Below are 23,079 nucleotides of genomic sequence, written 5' to 3'. Positions count from 1 at the left end.
ATGAAGAGGTTACTCGCGCCCGTGCTCGCCCTGTCAGCGCTCTCGGCGTGCGCGGGCGGGGGCGGCGGCTTGGGCTACTACTCCCTGGTCGAGCCAAAACCCCGCGTGGTCGCGGCGAGCTCGATGACGGTCGTTCCCGGCATGCGTTGGAATCGCGTCCCACGCAGCGTCTACGACATCAGCCGCGAGGAGAACTGGACGCTGAACGGCCCGCTGCTCGACAGCTTGAGCTTCATCGGCGGTGTCGAGAACGGCAAGCGCATCGTCGTCCAGCGCCGCAAGGCCGATCGCAAAGTGCCGGATTTCCGGGCCGACATGTCTCCGCCCGAAATCGCGGCGATGATCGAGAGCTTCTATCGCATCCGCGCCGGCGCCAGCACCTTCGACATGGACAATCTTGCGCCGCGCCAGTTCCTGGGGCAGCCCGGCTTCCAGTTCGACTATCGTTACCTCGGCGGCAACGAACTCGAGCGGCGGGGCAGGGCGGTCGGCGCGATCATCAACGGCCGCTTCTATCTCGCGCTGTTCGACGCCGCCCGGATGCATTATTTCGATGCGGGCATTCCCGAGTTCGAGCGCATCGTCTCCAGCGCCCAGCTGCGGAGCTGATCCACCCCATCACTGCCCCTAGCGGCGCGTCGCACGCTGACAGGGCGAGTTCGGGCGTTCAGCTCAAGCCAAGGGGAAGTTTCGTTTCTCTGCGGTGGCCGCTGCTTCTGCGGCTTCGTTGTGGACCTTGAGGAAAGAGCCACGTTCTCCGCCATCGAGGATCGCGGCGTCCGGGTCGTGATCCTGGATCAGGGACAGCAGTTTCTTCGCTTCCTCCACCGTCCCGGCGACCGGAATCAGCTTGGGGTATTCAGGTCGCTCGACCTTCGGACGCTTGTTCCATCTCATGGTGCGGCTTCACCAGAAAGCCTGCGGCGGCGCAACCGGACGAATTATTTTCCCGCCAAATTGTCGCCATGGAGGGAGGCGCAAGTTCGTGATCGCCAGGCAGCCTGCCACGCTTCGCTCCGGTCGTAGCAGCGTACAACCGGGAGAGTCGCCGAGTCAGCGGCGCAGCGAAAGTCCGCTACGGGTGGGAAGCGAAAGTCGCAGTGAAGTGTGGTTCTTGAGGTGGAGCGCACCTCCGTATCGCACCGGCATCTTTAGCCGCGCAATGATGAGGACCTCGCTGATTAACCGCTTGGGCGGCTCGCTTGTGCGATCATGGCGTCCAACTGAGACTGTGCTAAGCTGCTACCGATGTGAACGGGGGCGAGAACGGTGGTACGCGTGAACTGCATCGGCCTGGTCGGCGCAACGCTCCTGGCCTGGCCCTCGCTTGTGACGGCACAAGCCATCGGACCAAGCCGGGAACTGGTGCTCGGCGCGGAGCAAGGTTTCGAGATTACGATTGAGGTAAATCGAATCCCCCTCCGGTTGCGCGTCGATCCGAGCGCGACAGGCGTGATTCTGCTCAATCCCGGTGCTGCCGAGCGCGCCAAGCTGCGTCCGCGCAGACTCGACAAGAAGCTGGCCCAGGCATTGGGCCTGGAGGCTGGACACGAGGGATTGCAATCGGGGAGCATTGGCGGTGTCGACGTTCCGGTCAACACGCCGGAACCCAACAGGACTTCGCCTCCGGTCGGAGCGCAGACACAGCTTGGGCCGGTGCAGATGCGCGGCAATTTCGCGCTTGCCCGCACTGCGATTGCGGGCGGAAGCGATCAGAAGGTGTTCAGTTGGTTCGCCCGCGACGTGATAAGGAACGCGGACGGCATCATCAGCCCGGCCGCCTTGCCCTTCGACACAGTGCGGTTCAAATTTCGCCAGCCGTCACCTGACGAACGGCTGCTCTCCTTCGCGCTCGACTATTCGCCGCTAACGGGCCTCACCTACCAGCACCGGATCGCTGGCCAGCGAGTGAGCGTAAAATGGTCGGTGCTGGAGCCGGCGACGACCGCCACGGCAGCTGCAGCCGCGGTGATCTCCGATCATCTGGGCGGCAGTTGGGCGGGCGACAGACGGATGCATTCGGTGGGCCTGGGTGTCGCCCGTCCGGTTCGCCCGCTCAGATTCGACGCGGCGCTTGACGTGGAGTCGCTGTCAATCGATCGACTGCTCGTTCGGATCGCCGATCATCGTGGCGGCCACGCTCTTCCGCTCGACGAGCCGATTGGGGAAGACCTGCTCGTGACCGCCCGCTCGGCGCATCAGGCGCGTTATCTTCTGGTCGTTGGCCAAGACACGATGGAGCGGTGCAGCGAACTCAGCTACCTGCGGCGCAACAGAATAGTGATGGCCTGCCGCTGAGGCCCGATCATTTCGTGGGTGCAGGCACCGTCGCCAAGCGCGCGCGAAGCGCGGAAAGATCCGCGCTCGCCGCTTTCGGCGCGAGACCCGTGCCGAGCGCTGCGTCGATCGCCTCCATTCGCAACGCGGTGTTCCCGGTCTCCGTGCCGAGTTGCAGCTGAAGCACGCTGACTAGGTAGCGGCCTTCCTTGAACTTCACCGCTTGCTTGGCGCTTTGAAGCGCGACCGCCGCGGCCGGATAGTCTTTGGCAGCCGAAGCGTCCCGCAGCCTCTTGATCGCCTTCTGCTCGGCGCGGCTCAGCCGGGCCCTCGGCAGCATGGCGCGCTGGCCGTGCGCCCCGCCGCCGTCTACTCTTCGCCCGATGCCGACACGCCTCCCTGGCGAACGCCGTCCCCGGCTCCGAAATCACCGTTCGACTCGCTTCCCGACTGAGCGGCAAGCACCAACAAGGCGAGCGATCTGGATCATGCGAACCTCCTGGTACTGATAAACTAAAGCCGAAAAGAAGCGGTCACGCCAGCCGTAGGCGAAAACGGCCCCTCAAGACGGCTGCAGTTGCCTCGCAAAGAGCTGTCTTAGCCCCGTCACAGCCCCGCTGCAGCGACACGAACGATTGGCACTCGCCGAACCTTCCTCACCGCCGTGCCGCCGCCACGATCTCCTCCGCCCGCGCGAACAGCGCCGGGTCAACCTTCGCTCCGCTCGCCGCCGCATTGCCCTCCAACTGCTCCGGCCGCGAGGCGCCAACGATGGCGCTCGACACGTTCGGCTCGCGCAACACCCAGGCGAGCGCGAACTGGGCGAGGCTGAGCCCGGCCTCGGCGGCGACCGGCTCGAGCCGCTGCACAGCTTCAAGGATGTCCGGCGCCATCAGCCGCGAGATGAAGCCGCCCATCTCCTCGCTGGTGGCGCGCGTGCCGGACGGGGGAGGGGCGCCGGGCCGGTACTTGCCGGTCAGCACGCCTTGCGCGAGCGGCGACCAGACGATCTGGCCGATGCCGTTGGCGGCGCACAGCGGGATCACCTCATCCTCGGGCTCGCGCCACAGCAGCGAATATTGCGGCTGGCTGGAGACGAACTTCTCGACGCCCACCATGTCGATCGCCGCCCGGATCTTGTCGGCCGGCCATTCGGAAAAGCCGATGTAGCGCACCTTGCCCGACTGCACTGCCCGGGTCAGCGCCTCCGTCGTCTCCTCGAGCGGAGTATGCTCGTCGTAGCGATGGCATTGGTAGAGATCGATCATGTCGGTCCGCAGCCGCTTCAGCGACGCGTCGAGTTGCTTCTCGACCTGCGCTCGCGACAAGCCCCGGTCCGTGTCGTTCATCGGAAAGAATAATTTGGTGGCCAGCACATAGCTGTCGCGCGGCCGCGAAGGCAGGACGTCGCCCAGAAAGCTTTCCGCCGCCCCGCGCCCGTAGACGTTGGCCGTGTCGACGAAGTTGATGCCGAGATCGAAGGCCTTGTCGACGCAAGCCACGGCCTGGTCCCGGTCGACGCCGACGCCATAGGTCAGCCAGGAACCGAGCGAGATCTCCGAGACTTGAAGGTCGCTCGATCCAAGCTGGCGATATTGCATGATTCACTCCCCCGCGCCGGCCGCTGTCGCCCAAGCCAAAGCCCGAGCCTCTGCATCGTTCCCCAAGCATCTATCTGAATGGCCAGAACACGGCCAAGATGCGGGATGATCTTTGGCTGTCTGGCTCGGCCGGCGATACGGTGTGGATCGTATTCGGCGTCACCGTGCTCGCGGTGACGGTGCTGGTGCTTAGTAATTCGGCAGAACTACCCGGCCCGCCCATCTGAAGCGGCGTGCAGGTCGCTGGTAGGTCAGTCTGTGACCTTGCCGTCGCAGACGGCAGAGACGTCAAGAGGCACAGAACTTGTTCACCGCCGCAGCGATCCAGAGATTGCCCTGGTGAGACTAGTGGCACAATGTTGAGGCGTGAGACCGCGTCAATTTCCGCCAACGTCGTGAAGCGCACATTCGCCTGTCGGACGCAACGACGGTTCGACGAAAGCAGCATGGAAAGCAGGGCGAGCGGCGGGCACCCTTTGTTCATCTTCCGGCACGGGCTGGTTTTGGCACTGACCCTGGCATGGTGGACTGTCGCCCTCAGTGCGGCAGCAGCCGCGCAAGCGCCCCGGATTGCCAGGCACAGGCCGGCTCCGCCCTCGACGTCCACCATGCCGCCGCTCCGGTCTGCGGAGATCGACAACAGCCTCGCGATCGGTGGTGACGAGATCGACGCCCGCAAAGTCGAAACGAGGCTGACCGTCCCGGTAAAGGTGAATGGCCGCGGTCCCTATCAGTTCATCGTCGACAGCGGCGCCGACACCTCCGTTGTCGGACTGCGGATCGCGCGCGACCTGCAACTTCCGCTCGGCCGGCCGGTGGTTCTGAACAATATGACCGACCGCAATATCGTCGACCGGGTCAAGGTTGACGAATTGAGCCTTGGCCCAAGCACGATCAGGGATCTGGAACTCCCCGCCCTGCGCGAACAGGATGTCGGCGGCGCGGGGATGATCGGGATCGACGCACTGGTCCGCCAGCGCGTGATGATGGATTTCGAAAAGCGGACGATCAAAATCGAGGACGCGACCAAGCGGGCTAAGAGATATCCCGGCGAGATCGTGGTGGTCGCGCGGTTGAGGCGCGGGCAATTGATCCTGACGCAGGTCAAAGCCGCCGGCCTGTTGCTCGACGCCGTCATCGATACCGGGTCGCAGGTCACGATCGGCAATCTCGCCCTTCGCGACCAGCTTGTCCGCCGCAGGCGCGACAAGCTCACGACGATTTCAGCGACAGGAGTCACGGGGAAGACCATCAATCTTGAACTCGCGACCATCCCCGAGCTTCGGCTCGGTCCAGTCACCCTGCGCAATGTGCCGATGGCGTTCGCAGATGTGCCGCCGTTCAAGGTGTTCGGCCTTTCCGACCAGCCCGCTTTGCTTCTCGGCACCGACCTGCTGGAGGCGTTCCGCCGGGTGTCGCTCGATTTTCGGGCGCGCAAGGTGCGCTTTCAGCTGCGGCGCTGCCGAACGGAGACGATTGCGATCAGCACGTGGGGTGCCTCCTCGACCCGGCTGTCCTCGACGGGCGCCGCCGAGGTCTGCGGACGATAGCCAAAGTGGCGGAAGGTTTCGGACGCCCCGTCGCTGCCGCTGGTGCCGGGCATGGGAGCCTGGGAAAGTTCACGGACCTCGCGTTCGAGGCTGGACTCTGGCGCTGGGCGCTCGCTAGCGGTTCCGCGACCTCTCACCTCGAACGAGCCGGCATACATGACAGCGCAGTCCGTGCATCGCGACGCATATCTGGATCTGATAAAGCGGTCGATTACCAACTATCACTATCTGGGCGGAGACGGATCGTTCGAGGACTTCCGCTGCGTCACGCATTACGATCTGGAGCAGGCGCGCTGGAAGATCGACCCACTGGCCAAGCCGATCACCTTGCTGAACAAGATCCAGCTCGATCTCATCGAGCAGGCGGTCGTCGCGGTGGAGCAGAGGAAGGTGCCCGGCGACTTCATGGAGGCTGGCATCTGGCGGGGCGGCGCCATCATTCTGATGCGGGCGCTAATCTTCGCCTATGGCCTCAACGGCCGGAAGGTCTTCGCAGCGGATTCGTTTGCCGGCATACCCAAGAACGTCCGCGCGGTGAACGACCCGGTCGACAATTGGAGCGACCGCTGGGTGGCGCCAATCGAGGAAGTGCGGCAGAACATCGCCAGATTCGGCCTGCTGGATCACAAGGTCGTGTTCGTCCCCGGTTTCTTTTCGGACTCGCTGAAGAGCCTTTCGCGGGAAAGGTTCGCCGTGATCCGCCTCGATTCCGACTCCTACGACTCCGTCGAGACCTCGCTCGAATATCTCTACCCGTTGGTCTCGCAGGGCGGGATCGTCATCATCGACGACTGGCATCTTCCCGGATGCAGGATGGCCGTCCTCGACTATCGTTCCCGCCAAGGCATCCGCGACGACATCTTCGAACTTGGGGGGAACGCATATTGGGTCAAGCAGCAGAGTTACGGCACCCCCCGGCGGTCATGAGGACGGGAAAGGTTCGCAACGGGTCGTGGGCGATCATTCGGCTAATGGTCGGCGAGCACCGCTGTCGATGAGTTCAGTTGGGGACGCGAACGCCCACCGTGGGCGCAGGGCGGACCAGCGGCCGACTCAGCCTCCTCACCCATCCACGCTTGCTCCCGCCGCGCACCCTGCTATACGCGCCACCCGACCGGCGGCCTTTTTGCGGGCGTGGCGGAACTGGTAGACGCGCTGGATTTAGGTTCCAGTATCGCAAGATGTGGGGGTTCGAGTCCCTTCGCCCGCACCAGCTTCGCCGCTCTGCCCGCGAAGCGCCGTTCCCGACTATTCACGAACATGCAGGGCCAGGACATGCAAACAGTTGAGACGTTGAACGAGGGCCTGAGGCGCGCCTACCGGATCACCATTCCCGCCGCCGATGTCGATGCCCGGGTCGATGGCGAGCTCAAGAAGATGGCGCCGCGCATGCGGATGCCCGGCTTCCGTCCCGGCAAGGTGCCCGCCAATCTCGTGCGTAAGATGCATGGCCCCGCGCTCCAGCAGCAGGCGGTGGAGACCGCGGTTCAGGAGGGCGTTCAGAAGCTGCTGACCGAGCAGCGGCTTCGGCCCGCGACGCAGCCCGCCGTCGAGCTCAAGGAAAGCGGCCAGGGCCAGGATACGGTCGTCACAGTCGAACTCGAGACGCTGCCGGAAATCCCGACCCCGCAGATCCAGGGGCTGAAGCTCGAGCGGCTGGCGGCGGATGTCACCGACGCCGAAATCGAGGAACGCCTCGCGCAGCTCGCCCAGGGGCAGAAGAGCTTCGATCCGGCTCCGTCCGATTACCCGGCGCAGATGGGCGACCTCATCATCATGGACTATGAGGGCAAGGTCGACGGCGAAGCGTTCGAAGGCGGCAAGGGCGAGGGCATGTCGATCGAGCTCGGGTCGGGCCGGCTGATCCCTGGTTTCGAGGACCAGCTGGTCGGCGCGCGCGCCAACGAACAGCGGACGCTCAACGTCACTTTCCCGGCCGACTACAATGTCGAATATCTGAAGGGCCGCCCGGCCACTTTCGAGGTGACGATCAACGAGGTCCAAAAGCCACGCGAGGCGCAGCTGGACGACAGCTTCGCCCAGTCGCTCGGCCTCGAAGGCATCGATCAGCTGCGTGGCCTGCTGCGCGGCCAGATCGAGCAGGAGCATCAGGGCCTCACCCGCACGCACATGAAGCGCAAGCTGCTCGATCAGCTCGCGGCGTCGCACGACTTCCCGGTCCCACCCTCGATGGTCGAGGCCGAGTTCAACCAGATCTGGCAGCAGCTGGAGCATGAGGCGACGCACGAGGCCGATCCGGAAGCCGCGCGCGCCGAGATGGCAACCGATCGCGAGGATTATCGCAGCATTGCCGAGCGGCGGGTGCGCCTCGGCCTGCTCCTGTCGGAGATCGGGCAGGCCAACGGCATCGATGTCTCCAGCCAGGAGATGAACCAGCTGATCGCGCAAGCAGCCCAGCAATATCGCCCGGCCGACCGCGACAAGTTCGTGCAATATGTCCGCGGCGACGCCATGGCCGCCGCCCAGCTTCGCGCGCCTTTGTTCGAGGACAAGGTCGTCGACTTCCTGTTCGCCAGCGCGGAGGTGACGGACCGGACGGTCAGCCGCGAGCAGCTCCAGGCGGAGATCGAAAGCGAAGAGGGCGTTCACGTCCACGGGCCCAATTGCAACCACGACCATGATCACGATCATGACGTGGCCGAGCTGGTCGAGGCGGCCGCGCCGGCTCCCGCTGCCGACGAGGCTGCTCCCGCCCCGAAGAAGGGTAGGGGCAAGAAGCCTGTGCCGAGCGCAGTCGAGGGGGCCGACGTGCAGACTTCCGTCGCTGAGGAGGCCGCGCCGGCCAAGAAGCCGCGGGCCAAGAAAGCGGCCGCGGAGCCTGCCGCCGAAGCTCCCCCCGAACCCGCCGCGCCCAAGAAGAGCCGCACCAAGAAGCAGGGTTAATCTGTTAACCCTTCTTCCTTAAGCCTGGGTGCGAACCAAGGCCTCGAGGGAGAATGGCGGACGTGAGCGGGAGGGGGATCAAGACGGGCGGCGGCACGGTTTCGGGGCTGGCGCCCGTCGCGCCCAAGGGGTTCGTCAAGGCTCAGCCGGGAACGGCTTGGGACAAGGGAGCGGTCGACATGTCTGCCTACCGCATCGCCGTGCTCCTGCCCTGCTACAACGAGGAAGCCGCGATCGCGCAGACGGTCGCGGGCTTTCGCGCGGCGCTGCCCGAGGCGGAGATCTACGTCTACGACAATAATAGCCACGACCGCACCCGCGAGATCGCCGCCGCGGCCGGCGCAATCGTCCGGACCGAGCGGATGCAGGGCAAGGGCAATGTCGTGCGCCGCATGTTCGCCGACGTCGAGGCCGACGTCTATGTGATGGCCGACGGCGATGCGACCTACGACGCCTCCGCCGCGCCCGAACTGGTCCGCCGCCTCGTCGAGGAGCAGCTCGACATGGTGGTCGGCGCTCGCAAATCGGAAGTGGAGGAGGCCTATCGCGCCGGCCACGTGCTCGGCAATCGGCTGTTCACCGGCCTGCTGTCGCGCCTGTTCGGCCGCACCTTCAGCGACATCTTTTCCGGCTACCGTGTCTTCTCACGCCGTTTCGCCAAGTCTTTCCCGGCTTTATCGCGCGGCTTTGAGACGGAGACAGAGATCAGCGTCCACGCGCTCGAGCTCGCCATGCCGGTCGGCGAGGTCGTCACCGCCTATGGCGCGCGCCCCGAGGGATCGGAGTCCAAGCTTTCCACCTACCGCGACGGCTGGCGGATCATGAAGACGATCCTTCACCTCTACCGGATCGAGCGGCCGGTCCTGTTCTACGGCAGCTTCGGCTTGATGCTTGCCATGGTCGCGCTGGTGCTCTCGATCCCGCTCGCCATCACCTTCGCGCAGACCGGCCTCGTGCCCCGCCTGCCGACGGCGATCCTGGCGACCGGCCTTATCATCCTGGCCTTCATGAGCTTCATGTGCGGCTTGATCCTCGACACCGTAGTCCGCGGCCGCCGCGAGGTGCGCAGGCTCGCTTATCTGAGCTATCCGGCAGTGGGAAATAAGGCGGCTTGAGCCGGATGCGCCTTGCCGAACGGCGCGATCAGCCTGCAATAATGCGTCTCGGCAAACCCGTAGGACGCTCCGGCTAGTTCCTCCAGGAGCGGGCGATCGCGAACGGTGATCCGGCCGCGCTTGCTCCTCAGCGCGCCGTGCCCTTCCAGCACATGCAAGGTGTCCGTCACGGTCGCCCGGCGCACGCCCAGCATCCTGCCGATATGTTCGTGCAGCAGCTGGATTTCATCTCCATCGATCCGGTCGTGGCACATCAGCAGCCAGCGCGAGAGGCGCTTGGCGGCAGGGTCGCGAAGATTGGAAGCAAGCGTCCGGGCGGTCTGGATCGACAAGGCGTGGATGAAGCGCAGGAAGAGCCGATTGGCGGACGGGTGCCGCGCGCAGAACTCCCCGAAGACATCGGCCTCGACGCGCAGCGAGCGGCCGCCGCCAATCTGGACGAGGGCCTCATGCGACGCCTGCTCGCAGCCGAGCAGCAATTGCGAATTGGTCATCCCGTCGCGGCCGACCAGCGCCACCTCCACGCGGCTGCCGTCGGGCAGCACGTCGGCGACGGACGTGACTCCGGCCTCCGGGAAGCAGACGAACGTGATTGGCTCGCCCTGTCCGACGATGACGTGGCCCTGGTTGAGCGGCACCGGTTGGAGATGCGGCCGCAGCCAATCGAACGCCTGTGGGCCGAGCGAGCGAAGCAGCAGGTTGCCGCAAGTCGCGGACGTGACCGGCTGGACCCTCTGGTAATTCCGGGACCCCCTTAGAGGCTCACCCAAATCCCATGCTCAGCAGGAAAAAACTGGTCGCGATCTTGCTGCCGACGATGATCAGCAGCCAGTCGGGAAAGGCGCGCTTCAGAAAGCCTTGCATCGGATCACCTCGCTAGCACCATGCAGCCCGCCCGCCTCCGGGAGAGACGGGCGGGCTGCCGGAAGTCAGGGCATCAGCACCGTGTCGACCACATGGATGACGCCGTTCGATTGCATCACGTCCGCGATGGTGACGCGCGAAGTGCCACCCTTGGCATCGGTCAGGACTAGCGTCCTGCCTTGCATGCGTCCGGTCAGCGTGGCGCCCTGCACGGTCTTGAACGTCGCCTTGCCCTTGCCGGCGCGGATCTTGCCGGCGATCGCGCCCGAGGTCATCCGGCCCGGCACGACGTGATAAGTGAGGATGCTGGTCAGCGTGCCCTTGTTCTCGGGCTTGACCAATGAGTCGACGGTGCCGGCGGGGAGCTTGCCGAAAGCGGCGTTGGTCGGCGCGAACACGGTGAAGGGGCCTTTCCCCGACAAGGTCTCGGCCAGGCCGGCAGCCTGAACTGCGGCGACAAGGGTGGTGTGATCCTTCGAATTGACCGCATTCTGAACGATGTTGCGGTTCGGGTACATCGCGGCGCCGCCGACCATCGGGTTCTTGGCGAGTGCCGGCGCCGTCGCGGCCAGAGTGATCGCAGCGGCGGCGGCGAGCGCAGCGCGCAGGTTCATTTGTCGCATGTTCGGGTCCATCCCTTCTCGTTGGCTCACCCCTTCAAAGCCGGGGTGCCCCGAAGATACGGGAGCGATCCGCAAGCGGATGCGTCATACGCGGTTTATTTTTCCCGACGCCGCGATCGGCCCGGTCGGCGCGCCGGTAGGAGAGCCGCCGGCCGGCTCCAGGCTGATCGCAAAGGTGGCGCCGCTGTGAATGTGTGCGCGGTGACTCTCGGGCACACCAACGCGGCTTGGCAACTCCGCGCCGATGACGCCAAGTGAACGGGGCGTGCCGTCGCCGGGGATGATCCACAGCTCGGCCGCGCGGCCTCCAGCGGCAAGCCGCACGGGCGTCACCAGCAGCCGTTCGCCCGTTCCCTCGACCGCGATCGTAACCGCGGAGGCGGATTTCTCGTCCCCGAGCGAGGCCACCAGCACGGCCTGTGCCTGCTGCGGCGGTGCGATGGCGACCGGAGGGGCTTGCGGTGCAGGCCCCGGGCGAGTGACCAGCACCAACGCAAGCGAAGCGGCCACGGCGGAGGCTCCGATGGTGGCCATCCGCCATCGCCGGATCGCGGCTGAGGTGCGGTCCGTCCCCTCATCATCATTCGCCGCCAGCTTGGCCGCGATCGCGTGCCAGACGGCGGCCGGCGGTTCCACGGGAGAGCCGGTCAGCATCGGGGCGAGCCGCACGCTCCAGGCCTCCACCTGTTCGGCAAAGGCCGGATCGGCCGTCGCCCGCGCCTCGGCTGTCGAGCGTTCCGAACCTTCGAGCAGCCCAAGCACATATTCGGCGGCGAGGACGTCGTCGTCGGGCTCAGTCATTGCGACAGGCACTCCCGAAGCTTGAGTAGTGCGCGGCGGATGCGGCTCTTAATCGTGCCGAGCGGCTGCGAAGCGCGCGTGGCGAGCTCGGAATAGCTCGAACCCTCGAAGAATGCGGCGCGGATCAGGACATTGTCCTGGCTATCGAGCCTGCCGAGGCAGACGCCGAGCCGTGCGCCTTCCTGATCCCGCTCCATCGCAAAGTCGGCGGCGTCGGCTGTATCCGGCACCTCGTTCGCCAGGTCGATCGGCTCGAGCGGCAGCGCCTTGCGCCCGCGCAGCCGATCAAGCGCCTTGTTGCGGGTCAGCGCCACCAGCCAGGTGATCGGGCTCGCCCGCTCGGCATCGAAGCGGTCCGCATTGCGCCACACGGTAAGATAAGCCTCCTGCAACGCATCCTCCGCTTCCTGCCTGTCGGGCAAGATACGGAGGCAAACGCCGAACAGCTTCGCGGACGTCGCGGAATAAACGTCGCGCAGCGCAGCCCGGTCCCCGGCCGCCACGCGCTGCAAGCCCTCCACAAGCCGCGCGCGAGCCTGTCCGGTCTTGTCCGAGGGCGTTGGTGCTTCAGGCCTGTGGGTGAATTCGTTCAAGCGCGTCTCTCTCGGGGCGCTCCTATTGACCGAAACGGCGCCCCGGTAAAGCAAGCCCAACCGCGAGCGTGGGAGCCGACGCACTGTTCCTGAGCTGAGTCACAAAACCCCTCAGGGCGCTAGCGCGATCGGCTTGTACTTGGCTTCCGATGCGGCCTCATTCAGACAGACATCCTCCGCGCCCGGGCGGCGGCGGCCGAGGACGGCGGGGTCGGTGACCGGGCAGGCCGGCGGGGGCGCGGCGGCCGCCATGCGCAGCAGCGGCGAGAGGCTCGGCCGCGGGGCGCTGCCGGGGAGGCCGAACGCGAAATGGCTGTGATCGCCCTCGTCGAGCGATTCGATGAGGACGTAGCCGGCGCGGCGGAAAGCGGCGTCGAGCTGAGCATGGGCGACGCCGGGGCGTCGCGCGATGTCGATCGCGCGGCCTTGAAGGTGCCAGCTGTTGGGCGCCCCGCCGACCGCTCGATTGTGCGAGGGGCTGCGATAGACGCTGGTGACCGCGCCCCATTTCGCGGCGAGCGAGACGGCGCCCTGCATTGCGCCTGGAGCTTCCGCCTTGCCGCGCAGCTTGATCCTGACCTCCGCGCCGCCCGTTCCCGGCAGCGCGGGCGTCGCGCCCAGCATCAACATTGCGAAGATCGAACCCACCCCGATCATGGCGTCACTTGCCCCCAAGTCTTCTGCCGATGACCTGCGCTCCTGATGGCTGAGATGCAAGCCCCCAGTTGCGTCGCCCGCCGCTCTCGGCGCGCCGTTCGAGCCCTGCGACAGTGCTCAGGACAGGGCTTGAACCTTGGCTGCGATCCTCCGATGTTGGCGGAACCCATTTACAGGATCTCCCGACATCATGGACCATCAGGATATCGTCTCCGGCCTCGTTCCGATCGTGATCGAGCAGTCGAACCGCGGGGAACGCAGCTTCGACATCTATTCGCGGCTGCTCCGCGAGCGGATCGTGTTCGTGACGGGGCAGGTCGAGGACCACATGGCGACCCTGATCACGGCGCAGCTGCTGTACCTCGAATCGGAGAATCCGAAGAAGGACGTGTTCATGTACATCAACTCGCCGGGCGGCGTCGTCACGGCGGGAATGGCGATCCATGACACGATGAACTACATCCGGCCGCGGGTCGGGACGGTCTGCATCGGGCAGGCAGCGTCGATGGGCAGCTTCCTGCTCGCGGCCGGCGAGCCGGGCATGCGGGTCGCGCTCACCAATGCCCGCATCATGATCCACCAGCCGTCGGGCGGCGCGCAGGGCATGGCTTCGGACATCGAGATCCAGGCCAAGGAGATCCTGCGCATCCGGCATCGGATGAACGAGCTTTACGCCCACTATACCGGCCAGACGCTGGAAACGATCGAGCGCGCGATGGACCGCGACAAGTTCCTGTCGGCGAGCGAAGCGCAGACCTTCGGGATCGTCGACGAGGTGTTCGACAAGCGGCCGGCAGTGGGCGAGGACGAGACCGCCAAGGCCGCGTGACATTCACGTCGGTTAACGTTTAGGCCATTGTGATCGTGTCAAAGTGCGGTCAGGATGGTGTTGTCGCGGGCCCGGTGCCCCTAAGGGATTGAAGAATGGCGAAGTTGCAAGGCGGCGATTCGAAAAGCACGCTCTATTGCTCGTTCTGCGGCAAATCGCAGCACGAAGTGCGCAAGCTGATCGCCGGCCCGACCGTGTTCATCTGCGATGAGTGCGTCGAACTGTGCAACGACATCATCCGCGAAGAAACCAAGTCCGCCCTCGTCAAGACGCGTGACGGCGTTCCGACCCCGTCCGAAATCTGCAAGGTGCTGGACGATTATGTGATTGGGCAGATGCACGCCAAGCGCGTGCTCTCCGTCGCGGTGCACAATCACTACAAGCGGCTCGCGCATGGCGCGAAGGGCGCGGATGTCGAGCTCGCCAAGTCCAACATCCTGCTGGTCGGGCCTACCGGCTGCGGCAAGACCTTGCTCGCCCAGACGCTGGCCCGCATCCTTGACGTGCCGTTCACCATGGCGGACGCGACGACGCTCACCGAAGCCGGCTATGTCGGCGAGGATGTCGAGAACATCATCCTGAAGCTGCTCCAGGCCTCGGACTATAATGTCGAGCGGGCGCAGCGCGGCATCGTCTATATCGACGAGATCGATAAGATCAGCCGCAAGTCGGACAATCCCTCGATCACCCGCGACGTCTCGGGTGAGGGGGTCCAGCAGGCGCTCTTGAAGCTGATGGAGGGCACCACCGCCTCCGTGCCGCCGCAGGGCGGCCGCAAGCATCCGCAGCAGGAATTCCTGCAGGTCGACACCACCAACATCCTGTTCATCTGCGGCGGCGCGTTCGCTGGCCTTGAGAAGATCATCGGCGATCGCCTGCAGGGCAAGTCGATCGGCTTCGGCGCTTACGTCGCTGCGCCCGACGAGCGCCGCACGGGCGAAGTGCTGCGGCAGACCGAGCCGGAGGATCTGCTCAAGTTCGGGCTCATCCCCGAATTCGTCGGCCGCCTTCCGGTCATCGCGACGCTGGAAGATCTGGACGTCGAGGCGCTGGTCAAGATCCTGCGCGAGCCGAAGAACGCCCTTTCGAAGCAATATGCCAAGCTGTTCGACATGGAGGACGTGAAGCTCAGCTTCACCGACGACGCGATGGTGGCGATCGCCAAGAAGGCGATCGAGCGCAAGACCGGCGCCCGCGGCCTGCGCTCGATCATGGAGAACATCCTGCTCGACACGATGTTCGATCTGCCCGGCATGGACGGGGTCGACGAGGTGATGATCGACGACGATGTGGTCGGCGGCCGCAAGGAGCCCGTGCGCGTCTACGCCAAGGCCGAAGACGCCGCCTGAGCTTGAGCCTGAGCTGGGGGGGCCGGAGGCCTACCGGAGCGGAGAGACCGCGTTGGTGCGGTCGAAATAGATGATCGAGTCGAACTGCTCGGTCAGCCGCGCATCGAAATAGTGGCTCTGGCGTTCGCTTTGCGGGAGGTAGATGACGCCCACGGCTCGCTCGAGGCGATCCCGGCCGAACTCGGCGGCGCTCGCATTGCCGCGCAGCATCATTGAGAAGTTCGACACCCCGGCCCTGTGGAACAGCCCTGAATAGCTTTCGGGCAGTGCCGGACGCAGTTGGTAGACGCGGCCTGGGGCATCCCATTCGGGCGCGGCCATGACTGTGCCTGTGTAGGTGAAGAAGCCGACCAGAAAGGCGGCGTCCCGATAACGCTGCCGCATCAGCTGTCCAAGGTTGAGCTCGCCGCGGTCGGCGGCGAAGGTCGCCCGCGCATCCCCCGAATGCGTATTGTGGCTCCACACCACCACCTTGCCAGGGCGGCCCGACAGCGCGCCGACATGGTTGGCAATCTCCTCGACATTGCGCGCCATGTGCTGGTCGCGCACGTTCCAGGCGAGCGAGCCGGCATAGACCGTCCGGAAGTAAGCCTCGCCGCCCGCCACCGAGGCGGCGCTGCGTCGGGCGGCGAAGTGGCGTTCGCGCTGTACCGGACCGGTGGGTGTCGGAAGTCCCTCGACCAGGCCGATCACCGCCTGAACTTCCTCCTCGCACGATCGGCTTGCCCGCCTCGCGGCTTCGCCATAAGCGTGAGTGGACCGGCGATAGGGTGCGAAGCAGGCATATTGCCGCCGGGCAGTGGCGGCGGCGCGCGGATCGACGCTGCCCAGATAGCCGATCACCGCGTCGGCTGCGTCAAAGACGTCGTAAACGTCCATCCCGTACACGCCGGCGCGGCGCTCGGCGGGCTGCCCGAGGTTCCAGGTGCGCAGCCGGTCGATGAAATCGCGGAACTCGGCGTTGCGCCACATCCAGCGCGGAAAGCCCTGGTAGCCCGACAGCGCCTGCTCGGCGCTCCTGTCGGAGCCGAGCCCGCGGACATACTGGTTCACCCGGTAGGTCGCCGACCAGTCGCCCTCGATCGCCACCGCGCCGAAACCGGCTTCGCGGATCAGCCGTTCGGAAATCCGCCCACGCTCCACATAATATTCGCGCGTGCCGTGGGTGTTCTCGCCGAGCAGGACGAAGCGGGACCCGGCGGCCGCGCGCACGACGCCGTCATGATCGTTGGCCTGGCCGGAAAGCGGGACCACGGTTCGCGCCCAGGCACCAGCAGAGGCGCTGGCGGTTTGGTTAGCGGATGGGGCCGGCGACGCGCACGCGCTCATGCCCCAAAGGGCGGACAGGCAGATCGTTGCGAGGGTTCGGAACATGCTGCGCGACCTCGTCATGAAGCGCCGCCGCAGCTGGGCTACGCCGTCAGGAAGTTGGGTGCGGAGATCGGGGCCTCGCCATGGATTCGGTCCAGATACGCGGAGGCCAGGTGGTAATGCGCCTGGACGGCCCTGCTATGGGATGCGCGCTGGGCGAGCTCGATCTCGTCCTCCGCCCGGCGCTGGTAATAAGCAACCTCATCACCCGACATCGTGCGTCCACTTTCTCCGTCTCGTGACCGCTTCTACGGGCGAGATGCCCCGGCGGATTAGGTGCCTGTAAAAACGCGGCGCGGGTCGTCACGATCCCGAAAAGATGCCTGATTTGGGTTATTGCCGCTCGTCAGACCACCACCAGACGGTCCTCGCCGAGGTCGCTCAGCAAGCCGATCAGGCCTCCGGCTTCCACGTCGGGTGCGACATCGCCATGGCTGAGGCCGGCGAGAACGAAGCCGGACTGGCACGCGATGATGGAGACCCCGAGGGCGGCGACCTCGGTGCGAAGCTCGGCGATCCCGGGCATGCCTGCGCCGGCATAGCGGGCGTCCTCCGCCGCTGGGCCGAGCAGCCCGACTGACTCGCCATGCAGATAGATGCGTGCTCGTCCGCCGAGCGCCGCCTGCGCGGCGGCGAGCGACAAGGCCGCGTGGAAACGGGCGGGATCGGCCGCCGCGACGAGGACGGTCAGGCCGCGCATGCGGGGCAGCCCGGGTCCTTGGGCAAGGCTATGGTACGAAAGCGCATGGTGAGCGCGTCCATCAGGAGCAGCTTGCCGGCGCTTTCCTCGCCAAAGCCTGTGACGAGGCGGATCGCCTCCAGCGCAGCCAGGCTTCCCATTACACCCGCTGCCGCACCCAGCACGCCGAGATCCGCGCAGCTTCGCCCCGGACGCTGGGGGTCGCTACCGACGAAGCAGCGGTAACAGGGCTTGTCCACCTCCCAGCCGCGATAGACGCCAAGCTGGCCCTCAAACTCGTTGACGGCGGCCGAAACCAGGGGAATGCGAAGCGCCAGCGCCGCGTCCGCGACGACGAGCCGGGTGTCGAAACTGTCGGTGCCGTCGATTACCACGTTGGCGTCCTCCAGCAGTCGGTGCGCGTTGGAGGCGTCGATCCGGCGGCGCGAGAAGTCTACCGCGACATCCGGGTTGAGCGCCCCGACCGCCCGCTTGGCCAGGCGCGTCTTGGGAAGACCGACGTCGGCGGTCCCAAAGAGCACCTGCCGCTGCAGATTGGAGAGCTCGACTACATCATCGTCGATAATCGTCAGCTGGCCGATTCCAGCCGCAGCGAGATACTGGATAGCGGGCGACCCGATCCCGCCCGCGCCGATCAGGACGACCTGTGCTGCGAGGAGCTTGCGCTGTCCCTCGCCGCCAATCTCCTTCAGGACGATCTGGCGGGCATAGCGGTCGAGCTGATCGTCGGTCAGGCTCACTGTCCGGTCGAGCCGAAGCCTCCCGAGCCGCGGTACGTGTCAGCCAAAGCGTCTGTCTCGGAGAAGCGCGCCTTGAGCACCGGTGCCGGGACGAACTGCGCGATGCGCTCGCCGCGGACCACCTCGAACGGACGGTCGCCAAGATTGGCCAGGATCACCTTCACCTCGCCGCGATAGTCGTTGTCGATCGTGCCGGGCGTGTTGAGGCAGGTAATGCCGTGCTTGAGCGCCAAGCCGGACCGCGGGCGGACCTGGACTTCGTAGCCGCTCGGAATGGCGATCGCGAAGCCGGTAGCGACGGCGTGGCGCGCGCCGGGGGCGAGCGTCAGGCTTTCGGCGGCGACGACGTCGAGGCCGGCGGCGCCGTCGCTGGCGTAGGCGGGGAGCGGGAGACCCTCACCATGCGGGAGCCGTTTCAGTGCGATCTCGATCATGACGCGCCCGCTTTGCGATCCATGAGTCGAGCGCGTAGCGGCCCGGCCCAAGGGTTGCAAACAACAGGCCGAGGAAGGCCAGGATCAGGGCCGGCCACCAGCCGGCGAAATCCTGCGACCAGTGCACCATCCAGACCGCCACAATGAAGTTGAAGGCTGTGATCAGGCCGAGCCAGCGGGTGAGCAGGCCGATGATGAAGCCGATCCCGGCGATGAACTGCCACCACACCGACAGCGGCGCCATCAGTTCGGGTGCCCAGAAGTTGAACTGGACGAGGAACTTGACGAACTCGTCCATTCGCGCCGCGCTGATGATATTGTCGTGGCTTTGGTAGATGAGGAACGCGCCGGTCACGCAGCGGAGCAGAAATAGGCCAAGGTCGCCGAGCTGTGCCAGCGGCGTAAGCAGAAGAAGGTCAGTGACTCTGCTCCGCATGCTCATCCCCCAGCTGCGCGGCGATCCGATCCGCCAGACGACGGGCCACCTCCGTCTTGGAGAGCAGGTCCCAGCTCTCCACACCCGTCGCAGTCACGAGATGGACCTGGTTCGCCTCGCCGCCCATGACGTTACCCGACACGTCATTGGCCACGATCCAGTCGCATCCCTTTCGCGCAAGCTTGCCCCGGGCGTTCGCCAGCACGTCCTCCGTCTCGGCCGCGAAACCGATCAGGAGCCGAGGTCGCGTGGGCGACAAGGCCAGTTCTGCAAGCAGGTCCGGATTTTCGACCAATCGGATCGCCGGCGGCCTCCCGGCGCTCTTCTTGATCTTCGCCGGCGCGGGCTCGGCACGCCAGTCGGCAACGGCAGCGACCATCACCGCCGCGTCTGCCGGCAGCGCTGAGCCGATGCGCGCCTGCATCTCGAGCGCGGTCTCGACATCGATCCGATCCACGCCGGGAGGAGTGGGGAGGGCCACCGGACCCGCGACCAGGGTGACGCGCGCGCCAAGCGCGGCCAGCGCGCCCGCGATGGCGAAACCCTGCTTGCCCGACGAGCGGTTCGCCAGCACGCGGACCGGGTCGATCGGCTCGTGCGTCGGGCCTGCCGTCACGAGGATATGCTTGCCCTGCAGGTTGCCATTCGGAGCGTCAGCCTGCGCGGACCAGTATCTGGAGATCGCCTGAAGAATGACGTCAGGCTCCGGCAGGCGGCCAGGGCCATATTCGCCGCAGGCCATCTCACCCTCGTCGGGCTCGATCACAGCCAGCCCGTCCTGCCGCAGCCGGGCGACGTTGCGGACGGTGGCCGGATGCTGCCACATGCGCACGTTCATCGCCGGCGCGACCAGCACCGGCTTGTCGGTCGCGAGCAGGAGGGTGGTGGCGAGATCGTCCGCAATGCCGGCAGCCATCCGCGCCAGCAGGTCCGCCGTCGCCGGGCAGACCACGACCAGGTCGGCCTGGCGGCTGAGCTGGATATGTCCCATCTCGACTTCGTTCTTGAGATCCCAAAGGCTGGTATGAACCTGATTCTCCGAAAGCGCTGCCAGCGTCATCGGGGTCACGAACTGCGCGCCGCCCTCCGTCAGCACGCAGGTGACCGACGCGCCGCCCTTGCGCAGCAGCCGGATGAGCTCGCAGCTCTTATACGCAGCGATCCCGCCGCCGATGATCAGCAGGATGCGCTTGTCCCGCATCCTGTCAGTAGCCGGTCGTGAGCATGTCGATGGCATTCATGATCGCCGAATGATGGTCTTTCAGATTGGCTATGCGTGAACCAAGCTCCCGAACCGGCACGGACGCGGCGAACTGGGTCACCATGCGGAGGGCCGTACCGTCGACGTCGAACTCGGGATTGAGACGCCGCCCCGCAACCGGTGCCACCCCCAGCGGCTGCAGGGGTATGCAGAAGCGGGTGTTCAGATTGCTCAGCACATCCGCCTGACAGTCGAGCAAGTAATCGCCGTCGCGGCTCAGATATACGTCAAAGCGTGCCATCAAAACTGGCGGTAACGCGCCAGCGGAAGGCCGTGCTTCTCGACATAAGCGTTGGAAGATTGGATCGCTTCCCAATTCTCCTCGATCCACTTCGCTTCGCGCGCTTTCTTCACCTCGGCCGCCAAGCCGGCTTCGCAAGCCTGACTGATGTTGATGTCGAGCCCGCGGGCTTCTTCCGTGAGGTCAGCGCGCAAGGAGACGTTGGTGGCGCGTCGGAGCGTAGGTTTTGAATCCCTGTCTGCCATGCGCATAATATATGCGCATGCGCAGTTCAGGTCAAACCAACTGCGCGCCCGCGAACCCGGCCAAGGCGCCGAGTAACGCGATCAGGACGTAACCGCCCGTTCTGCGAGGCCGTATCATCACCACCTCCGGCAGCGGTGGGGCGGGCGGGGCGCCGCCGGGGGGTGGATAATAATAGTCGATGCGGCGGATCAGGTCGGGGAGGCTGCGCAAGGCACGCCAATTCCGGATCAGCTCGTCCGCCAGCCGCGTCTCGGGCCCGAGCTCGCTCCTCAGCCACTCGCGCAGGAAGGGTTCGGCCGTTTCCCACATGTTGATGTCGGGATCGAGCGCGGTGGCGACGCCTTCCTCCATTACCATCGTCTTCTGGAGCAGCAGCAGATGCGGCTGCGTCGGCATCTCGAAGTCGCGAGTGATGGTGAATAGCCCGTCCAGCATCTGCCCGACCGAAATGTCTTTCACCGGCAGGCCCCGGATCGGCTCGCCGACGGCGCGCAGGGCGGTCGCGAATTCGGCGACATTGTGATGGCCCGGCACATATTGCGCCTCGAAGTGGATCTCGGCGACGCGCCGGTAATCGCCGGTGATCAGGCCGTAGAGGATCTCGGCTAGCCACAACCGCGCTTGGCGGTCGATGCGGCCCATGATGCCGAAATCGACAGCCGCCAGCCTCCCGTCCGGGAGCGCGAACAGATTGCCCTGGTGAAGGTCGGCATGAAAGAAGCCGTCCACGATCGCCTGGCGGAGAAACGCGCGGACCAGAATCCCGGCGAGCGCGGGCATGTCATGACCGGCCGCAAGCAGGGCGTCGCGGTCGGTGAGCTTGACGCCCTCGATCCATTCCAGCGTCAGCACCCGGCGCGCCGTTCGGCTCCAGTCGATTTCGGGCACGTAGAAGCCGGTTTCGGCGACCATGCCCTCGCGCAGTTCGGATGCTGAGGCGGCTTCGTGACGCAGGTTGAGCTCGCGCATCGTCCATTGCCGAAACGTTGCGATCACGAGCCGCGGCCGGAGCCGCGCTGCCTCGCCGCCCATGCTTTCTACTCGCGCCGCCGCCCATTCGTAGGTTTCGATGGCGCGCGCGAAATCCTCCTCGATGTGCGGCCGGAGCACCTTGACGGCGACCTGCCGGCCCTCGGTGGTCACCGCGTGGTGCACCTGCGCGATCGAAGCCGCGCCGACCGGTTCCGGATCGAACTGTGCGTAGAAGCTCTCCAGGGGACCTCCAAGCGCCTGCTCGACCGCGGCTCGGATCTGATCGAAGGGAGCCGGCGGGAGCGCGTCCTGTAGGCGGGACAAGTCGCGCGCCGCTTCCTCGCCGACCAGGTCCGGCCGGGTCGCCAACGCCTGGCCCAGCTTGATCGCCGCCGGCCCGATCCGCTGGAAGGCGGCGGCGTAGGCGGGCCTGCTCGGACCGCGCGTGCCGAACCGGAGGATGCGAGCCAGCCGCCGCACCGGCGCGGGCGTGTTCGCGTCGCGCTCGATGCCGCGCAGGGCGCCGTGCCGCGCCAGCACCCGACCCCATTTCCACAGGCGCCAGAGGTGGACGGCGGCTGCGGTCAAATCTTCCAGCCGCTATGGATCGCGACCGCCCCGCCCAGGATCGGCTCGACCCGGACCTGCGCGAAGCCCGCCCGTTCGATCATCAACTTGAATTCGTGCATTGCCGGAAACCGCCGGATCGATTCCACCAGATAGCGATAGCTCGCCTCGTCGCCTGCGACGGCCTGTCCCATCCGCGGCACGACGCGGTCCGAATAAACGTCGTAGAGCTGGCGAAAGCCGGGCCAGGTGGTGGTCGAGAATTCGAGGCAGAAGAAGCGGCCCCCGATGCGGAGCACGCGATGCGCTTCAGCCAGCGCGCGATCGAGATGCGTGACGTTTCTAATCCCGAATGCGATCGTGTAGACGTCGAACGTCTGGTCCGGGAAGGTCAGCTGCTCGGCATTCTCCTCGGCCCAGACCAGGCCTTCTATACCCCCCGCCCGCGCGCGCTCGACGCCGACCCCCAGCATCTCCGCGTTGATGTCGGCCACCGTGACCTGCGCGCCGGAGCGGGCCATTCGGAAGGCGATGTCGCCTGTGCCCCCCGCCATGTCGAGGATCGCCTCGCCGCGCCTGGGCTTCACCCGCCGTACGAACTGGTCCTTCCATAGTCGGTGCATGCCGCCCGACATCAGGTCGTTCATCAGGTCGTAGCGGGACGCCACCCGGCTGAACACGCCGCCCACCCGCCGCGTCTTCTCCTCGGGCGCGACCTCCTCGTTGCCGAAAGAAACCTTGTCCATCGCGGCGGGCTCTAGCAGGGGAGGGCGCAAATGTGCACGCCCGATCTGCCGGTTCCGATCCTTGCCTGAACTCCCGGAGGTCGAGACCACGGTGCGGGGGCTGCGGCCCGTGCTCCAGGACCGGCGCATCGCCTCGATCGAGGCGCGCCGCGCCGACCTGCGCCGCCCTTTCCCGCACGATCTGCGCCAGCGGCTGACCGGA

General features: G+C 66.0%; 29 protein-coding genes and 1 tRNA gene. 11 read left to right on the top strand and 19 right to left on the bottom strand.

What is annotated here, in order from left to right:
• Positions 1-609 (top strand): hypothetical protein, encoded by a 609-nt coding sequence (locus tag VF631_RS02425; RefSeq protein WP_431848673.1) that lies wholly within the window; start codon positions 1-3, stop codon positions 607-609.
• Between the two features lie 63 nt (positions 610-672).
• Here VF631_RS02425 and VF631_RS02420 read toward each other — a convergent pair whose 3' ends face one another.
• Positions 673-897, bottom strand: a complete 225-nt coding sequence (locus VF631_RS02420) for a hypothetical protein (RefSeq protein ID WP_431848672.1) — start codon at positions 895-897, stop codon at positions 673-675.
• Positions 898-1,269: 372 nt separating this feature from the next.
• Here VF631_RS02420 and VF631_RS02415 point away from each other — a divergent pair, with 372 nt between their 5' ends.
• On the top strand, positions 1,270-2,298 hold the full coding sequence (locus tag VF631_RS02415; protein ID WP_431848671.1) for a hypothetical protein: 1,029 nt from the start codon (positions 1,270-1,272) through the stop codon (positions 2,296-2,298).
• Positions 2,299-2,305: 7 nt separating this feature from the next.
• On the opposite strand, the gene VF631_RS02410 is transcribed toward VF631_RS02415, so the two are convergent.
• Together VF631_RS02410 and VF631_RS02405 are read right to left on the bottom strand one after the other, a co-directional pair.
• Positions 2,306-2,617 carry a hypothetical protein gene (locus VF631_RS02410; RefSeq protein WP_431848670.1) on the bottom strand — a complete coding sequence of 104 codons (312 nt, stop codon included), beginning with the start codon at positions 2,615-2,617 and terminating at the stop codon, positions 2,306-2,308.
• Positions 2,618-2,933: 316 nt separating this feature from the next.
• Positions 2,934-3,878 (bottom strand): aldo/keto reductase family protein, encoded by a 945-nt coding sequence (locus tag VF631_RS02405; protein ID WP_431848669.1) that lies wholly within the window; start codon positions 3,876-3,878, stop codon positions 2,934-2,936.
• Positions 3,879-3,976: 98 nt separating this feature from the next.
• On the opposite strand from VF631_RS02405, the gene VF631_RS02400 reads away from it, so the two are divergent.
• From VF631_RS02400 to VF631_RS02375, 6 genes are all read left to right on the top strand, one after another.
• Positions 3,977-4,105: a hypothetical protein gene (locus tag VF631_RS02400; protein WP_431848668.1), complete on the top strand. Its 129-nt coding sequence runs from the start codon at positions 3,977-3,979 to the stop codon at positions 4,103-4,105.
• A gap of 381 nt (positions 4,106-4,486) precedes the next feature.
• On the top strand, positions 4,487-5,428 hold the full coding sequence (locus VF631_RS02395; RefSeq protein ID WP_431848667.1) for a retroviral-like aspartic protease family protein: 942 nt from the start codon (positions 4,487-4,489) through the stop codon (positions 5,426-5,428).
• A 156-nt stretch (positions 5,429-5,584) separates the two neighbouring features.
• On the top strand, positions 5,585-6,355 hold the full coding sequence (locus tag VF631_RS02390; RefSeq protein WP_431848666.1) for a TylF/MycF/NovP-related O-methyltransferase: 771 nt from the start codon (positions 5,585-5,587) through the stop codon (positions 6,353-6,355).
• Between the two features lie 201 nt (positions 6,356-6,556).
• Positions 6,557-6,641 (top strand) — tRNA-Leu (locus VF631_RS02385).
• A gap of 62 nt (positions 6,642-6,703) precedes the next feature.
• Positions 6,704-8,332 (top strand): trigger factor, encoded by a 1,629-nt coding sequence (gene tig, locus VF631_RS02380; protein WP_431848665.1) that lies wholly within the window; start codon positions 6,704-6,706, stop codon positions 8,330-8,332.
• A gap of 179 nt (positions 8,333-8,511) precedes the next feature.
• Positions 8,512-9,447 (top strand): glycosyltransferase family 2 protein, encoded by a 936-nt coding sequence (locus VF631_RS02375; protein ID WP_431848712.1) that lies wholly within the window; start codon positions 8,512-8,514, stop codon positions 9,445-9,447.
• Here the strand turns inward: VF631_RS02375 and VF631_RS02370 are convergent.
• The 5 genes from VF631_RS02370 to VF631_RS02350 form a co-directional block, all read right to left on the bottom strand.
• Positions 9,417-10,085 (bottom strand): Crp/Fnr family transcriptional regulator, encoded by a 669-nt coding sequence (locus VF631_RS02370; RefSeq protein ID WP_431848664.1) that lies wholly within the window; start codon positions 10,083-10,085, stop codon positions 9,417-9,419. The genes VF631_RS02375 and VF631_RS02370 overlap by 31 nt on opposite strands.
• A gap of 291 nt (positions 10,086-10,376) precedes the next feature.
• On the bottom strand, positions 10,377-10,934 hold the full coding sequence (locus VF631_RS02365; protein ID WP_431848663.1) for a fasciclin domain-containing protein: 558 nt from the start codon (positions 10,932-10,934) through the stop codon (positions 10,377-10,379).
• Between the two features lie 84 nt (positions 10,935-11,018).
• Positions 11,019-11,735: an anti-sigma factor gene (locus VF631_RS02360; protein WP_431848662.1), complete on the bottom strand. Its 717-nt coding sequence runs from the start codon at positions 11,733-11,735 to the stop codon at positions 11,019-11,021.
• A complete protein-coding gene (locus VF631_RS02355; protein ID WP_431848661.1) occupies positions 11,732-12,328 on the bottom strand; it encodes a sigma-70 family RNA polymerase sigma factor in 597 nt (198 codons plus the stop codon). The genes VF631_RS02360 and VF631_RS02355 overlap by 4 nt, the downstream gene beginning before the upstream one ends.
• A 111-nt stretch (positions 12,329-12,439) precedes the next feature.
• Positions 12,440-12,985: a D-Ala-D-Ala carboxypeptidase family metallohydrolase gene (locus VF631_RS02350; protein WP_431848660.1), complete on the bottom strand. Its 546-nt coding sequence runs from the start codon at positions 12,983-12,985 to the stop codon at positions 12,440-12,442.
• 190 nt (positions 12,986-13,175) lie between these two features.
• Between VF631_RS02350 and VF631_RS02345 the strand changes: the two genes are divergently transcribed.
• Positions 13,176-13,814 carry an ATP-dependent Clp protease proteolytic subunit gene (locus tag VF631_RS02345; RefSeq protein ID WP_431848659.1) on the top strand — a complete coding sequence of 213 codons (639 nt, stop codon included), beginning with the start codon at positions 13,176-13,178 and terminating at the stop codon, positions 13,812-13,814.
• 95 nt (positions 13,815-13,909) lie between these two features.
• Positions 13,910-15,163, top strand: coding sequence for an ATP-dependent Clp protease ATP-binding subunit ClpX (gene clpX / locus VF631_RS02340; RefSeq protein WP_431848658.1), 1,254 nt, complete (start codon positions 13,910-13,912; stop codon positions 15,161-15,163).
• A 30-nt stretch (positions 15,164-15,193) separates the two neighbouring features.
• Here clpX and VF631_RS02335 read toward each other — a convergent pair whose 3' ends face one another.
• The 11 genes from VF631_RS02335 to VF631_RS02285 form a co-directional block, all read right to left on the bottom strand.
• The gene (locus VF631_RS02335) at positions 15,194-16,417 is read right to left on the bottom strand and encodes an erythromycin esterase family protein (protein ID WP_431848657.1); all 1,224 of its coding nucleotides are present in this window, start codon (positions 16,415-16,417) and stop codon (positions 15,194-15,196) included.
• A gap of 158 nt (positions 16,418-16,575) precedes the next feature.
• The gene (locus VF631_RS02330; RefSeq protein ID WP_431848656.1) at positions 16,576-16,749 is read right to left on the bottom strand and encodes a hypothetical protein; all 174 of its coding nucleotides are present in this window, start codon (positions 16,747-16,749) and stop codon (positions 16,576-16,578) included.
• 131 nt (positions 16,750-16,880) lie between these two features.
• Positions 16,881-17,234 carry a hypothetical protein gene (locus VF631_RS02325; RefSeq protein ID WP_431848655.1) on the bottom strand — a complete coding sequence of 118 codons (354 nt, stop codon included), beginning with the start codon at positions 17,232-17,234 and terminating at the stop codon, positions 16,881-16,883.
• Positions 17,222-17,974: a HesA/MoeB/ThiF family protein gene (locus tag VF631_RS02320; RefSeq protein WP_431848654.1), complete on the bottom strand. Its 753-nt coding sequence runs from the start codon at positions 17,972-17,974 to the stop codon at positions 17,222-17,224. Before VF631_RS02320 ends, VF631_RS02325 begins: the two co-directional genes overlap by 13 nt.
• Positions 17,971-18,408, bottom strand: coding sequence for a dUTP diphosphatase (dut, locus tag VF631_RS02315; RefSeq protein ID WP_431848653.1), 438 nt, complete (start codon positions 18,406-18,408; stop codon positions 17,971-17,973). The genes VF631_RS02320 and dut overlap by 4 nt, the downstream gene beginning before the upstream one ends.
• The gene (locus VF631_RS02310; RefSeq protein ID WP_431848652.1) at positions 18,371-18,844 is read right to left on the bottom strand and encodes a DoxX family protein; all 474 of its coding nucleotides are present in this window, start codon (positions 18,842-18,844) and stop codon (positions 18,371-18,373) included. Before VF631_RS02310 ends, dut begins: the two co-directional genes overlap by 38 nt.
• Positions 18,825-20,045: a bifunctional phosphopantothenoylcysteine decarboxylase/phosphopantothenate--cysteine ligase CoaBC gene (gene coaBC / locus VF631_RS02305; RefSeq protein ID WP_431848651.1), complete on the bottom strand. Its 1,221-nt coding sequence runs from the start codon at positions 20,043-20,045 to the stop codon at positions 18,825-18,827. Before coaBC ends, VF631_RS02310 begins: the two co-directional genes overlap by 20 nt.
• Positions 20,046-20,049: 4 nt before the next feature.
• On the bottom strand, positions 20,050-20,346 hold the full coding sequence (locus VF631_RS02300) for a CcdB family protein (RefSeq protein WP_431848650.1): 297 nt from the start codon (positions 20,344-20,346) through the stop codon (positions 20,050-20,052).
• Positions 20,346-20,591 (bottom strand): type II toxin-antitoxin system CcdA family antitoxin, encoded by a 246-nt coding sequence (locus VF631_RS02295; RefSeq protein ID WP_431848649.1) that lies wholly within the window; start codon positions 20,589-20,591, stop codon positions 20,346-20,348. Before VF631_RS02295 ends, VF631_RS02300 begins: the two co-directional genes overlap by 1 nt.
• Positions 20,592-20,622: 31 nt before the next feature.
• Positions 20,623-22,152, bottom strand: coding sequence for a 2-polyprenylphenol 6-hydroxylase (gene ubiB, locus VF631_RS02290; RefSeq protein WP_431848648.1), 1,530 nt, complete (start codon positions 22,150-22,152; stop codon positions 20,623-20,625).
• Positions 22,149-22,877: a class I SAM-dependent methyltransferase gene (locus VF631_RS02285; RefSeq protein ID WP_431848647.1), complete on the bottom strand. Its 729-nt coding sequence runs from the start codon at positions 22,875-22,877 to the stop codon at positions 22,149-22,151. The genes ubiB and VF631_RS02285 overlap by 4 nt, the downstream gene beginning before the upstream one ends.
• A gap of 61 nt (positions 22,878-22,938) precedes the next feature.
• Between VF631_RS02285 and VF631_RS02280 the strand changes: the two genes are divergently transcribed.
• A partial coding sequence (locus tag VF631_RS02280) for a DNA-formamidopyrimidine glycosylase family protein (RefSeq protein ID WP_431848711.1) occupies positions 22,939-23,079 on the top strand: 141 nt, incomplete at its 3' end.

The sequence above is a fragment of the Allosphingosinicella sp. genome (assembly GCF_036387615.1).
GTDB lineage: Bacteria > Pseudomonadota > Alphaproteobacteria > Sphingomonadales > Sphingomonadaceae > Allosphingosinicella.
The sequence above is the reverse complement of the archived record's forward strand: the minus strand, read 5'-3'. Positions and strand labels throughout refer to the sequence as shown.

Coding starts and splice junctions, on each gene's coding strand:
- VF631_RS02425 (WP_431848673.1), top strand. CDS start 1: ATGAAGAGGTTACTCGCGCCCGTGCTCGCCCTGTCAGCGCTCTCGGCG.
- VF631_RS02420 (WP_431848672.1), bottom strand. CDS start 897: ATGAGATGGAACAAGCGTCCGAAGGTCGAGCGACCTGAATACCCCAAG.
- VF631_RS02410 (WP_431848670.1), bottom strand. CDS start 2,617: ATGCTGCCGAGGGCCCGGCTGAGCCGCGCCGAGCAGAAGGCGATCAAG.
- VF631_RS02405 (WP_431848669.1), bottom strand. CDS start 3,878: ATGCAATATCGCCAGCTTGGATCGAGCGACCTTCAAGTCTCGGAGATC.
- VF631_RS02400 (WP_431848668.1), top strand. CDS start 3,977: ATGCGGGATGATCTTTGGCTGTCTGGCTCGGCCGGCGATACGGTGTGG.
- VF631_RS02395 (WP_431848667.1), top strand. CDS start 4,487: ATGCCGCCGCTCCGGTCTGCGGAGATCGACAACAGCCTCGCGATCGGT.
- VF631_RS02390 (WP_431848666.1), top strand. CDS start 5,585: ATGACAGCGCAGTCCGTGCATCGCGACGCATATCTGGATCTGATAAAG.
- tig (WP_431848665.1), top strand. CDS start 6,704: ATGCAAACAGTTGAGACGTTGAACGAGGGCCTGAGGCGCGCCTACCGG.
- VF631_RS02375 (WP_431848712.1), top strand. CDS start 8,512: ATGTCTGCCTACCGCATCGCCGTGCTCCTGCCCTGCTACAACGAGGAA.
- VF631_RS02365 (WP_431848663.1), bottom strand. CDS start 10,934: ATGCGACAAATGAACCTGCGCGCTGCGCTCGCCGCCGCCGCTGCGATC.
- VF631_RS02360 (WP_431848662.1), bottom strand. CDS start 11,735: ATGACTGAGCCCGACGACGACGTCCTCGCCGCCGAATATGTGCTTGGG.
- VF631_RS02350 (WP_431848660.1), bottom strand. CDS start 12,985: ATGATCGGGGTGGGTTCGATCTTCGCAATGTTGATGCTGGGCGCGACG.
- VF631_RS02345 (WP_431848659.1), top strand. CDS start 13,176: ATGGACCATCAGGATATCGTCTCCGGCCTCGTTCCGATCGTGATCGAG.
- clpX (WP_431848658.1), top strand. CDS start 13,910: ATGGCGAAGTTGCAAGGCGGCGATTCGAAAAGCACGCTCTATTGCTCG.
- VF631_RS02330 (WP_431848656.1), bottom strand. CDS start 16,749: ATGTCGGGTGATGAGGTTGCTTATTACCAGCGCCGGGCGGAGGACGAG.
- VF631_RS02325 (WP_431848655.1), bottom strand. CDS start 17,234: ATGCGCGGCCTGACCGTCCTCGTCGCGGCGGCCGATCCCGCCCGTTTC.
- dut (WP_431848653.1), bottom strand. CDS start 18,408: ATGATCGAGATCGCACTGAAACGGCTCCCGCATGGTGAGGGTCTCCCG.
- VF631_RS02310 (WP_431848652.1), bottom strand. CDS start 18,844: ATGCGGAGCAGAGTCACTGACCTTCTTCTGCTTACGCCGCTGGCACAG.
- coaBC (WP_431848651.1), bottom strand. CDS start 20,045: ATGCGGGACAAGCGCATCCTGCTGATCATCGGCGGCGGGATCGCTGCG.
- VF631_RS02300 (WP_431848650.1), bottom strand. CDS start 20,346: ATGGCACGCTTTGACGTATATCTGAGCCGCGACGGCGATTACTTGCTC.
- VF631_RS02295 (WP_431848649.1), bottom strand. CDS start 20,591: ATGGCAGACAGGGATTCAAAACCTACGCTCCGACGCGCCACCAACGTC.
- VF631_RS02285 (WP_431848647.1), bottom strand. CDS start 22,877: ATGGACAAGGTTTCTTTCGGCAACGAGGAGGTCGCGCCCGAGGAGAAG.